The following is a 994-nucleotide window of genomic DNA, read 5'->3' on the forward strand; positions in this document are numbered from 1 at the left end:
GGGCGAGGTCGAGTGTCATCGCGTCGAGCCGGGCCACCGCGTCCGCCCACGCCTCGTCGACCCCGGTGTCCAGGTCGTTGTGGTTGATGGCGTTGGCGATGAGCAGCACCGTGCCGTCACGGTGGTCGAGAACCGCCAGGTCGGAGGCGAGCAGCATGGTCAACTCGGGCAGGCCGAGGTCGTCCTCGGTGTGCTCCCCGATCCACTCCAACCGGCGGACCGCGTCCCAGCCGATGTAGCCGACCATACCGCCGGTGAAGGGCGGGAGCGCGGGGTCACGGGGGGTGTGCAGCACCTCGACGGTGGCGCGCAGCGCCTCCAGCGGGTCACCGTCCAGCGGAACGCCGGTGGGCGGGGTGCCCAGCCAGTGGGCGCGGCCGTCCCGGACGGTGAGGGCCGCGGAGCTGCGCACGCCGATGAAGGAGTAGCGCGACCAGGTCCGGCCGTTCTCCGCGGACTCCAGCAGGAAGGTGCCCGGGCGACCGGCCGCGAGCTTGCGGTAGAGCGCGATGGGGGTGTCCCCGTCCGCGAGCAGGCGCCGGGTCACCGGGATGACCCGCCGGTCCTTCGCACGGACCCGGAAAGTGTCGAGGTCGTCGGTGGTCATGGCGGGTGAGCCTACTGGGCCGGGGCGTGATCGGACCCGGGGGCGACGGGTAGCGGACGGGCGTCGAAACAGGTGCGGTCGCCGGTGTGGCAGGCCGCGCCCACCTGGTCCACGCGGACCAGCAGGGTGTCGCCGTCGCAGTCCAGCGCCACGGAGCGGACGTGTTGCACGTGGCCGGAGGTGTCGCCCTTGACCCAGTACTCGCCCCGGCTGCGGCTCCAGTAGGTGCAGCGGCCGGTGGTGAGGGTGCGGTGCAGCGCCTCGTCGTCCATCCAACCGAGCATCAGCACCTCACCGGTGTCGTACTGCTGGGCGATGGCGGGCACCAGCCCGTCGGGGGTGCGCTTGAGCAGCGCGGCCACGGCCGGGTCGAGGGCCGATACCGTC

General features: G+C 72.7%; 1 protein-coding gene and 1 pseudogene. Both read right to left on the bottom strand.

From position 1 onward, the window contains the following. Window positions 1-607, bottom strand: a pseudogene (locus tag FNQ90_RS24685) (anthranilate synthase component I); the annotation flags it as partial. A gap of 11 nt (window positions 608-618) precedes the next feature. Further along, on the bottom strand, window positions 619-994 hold a 376-nt coding region (hisI, locus tag FNQ90_RS24690), incomplete at its 5' end, for a phosphoribosyl-AMP cyclohydrolase (RefSeq protein WP_228471581.1).

Source organism: Streptomyces alkaliphilus (genome assembly GCF_014141535.1).
GTDB lineage: Bacteria > Actinomycetota > Actinomycetes > Streptomycetales > Streptomycetaceae > Streptomyces > Streptomyces alkaliphilus.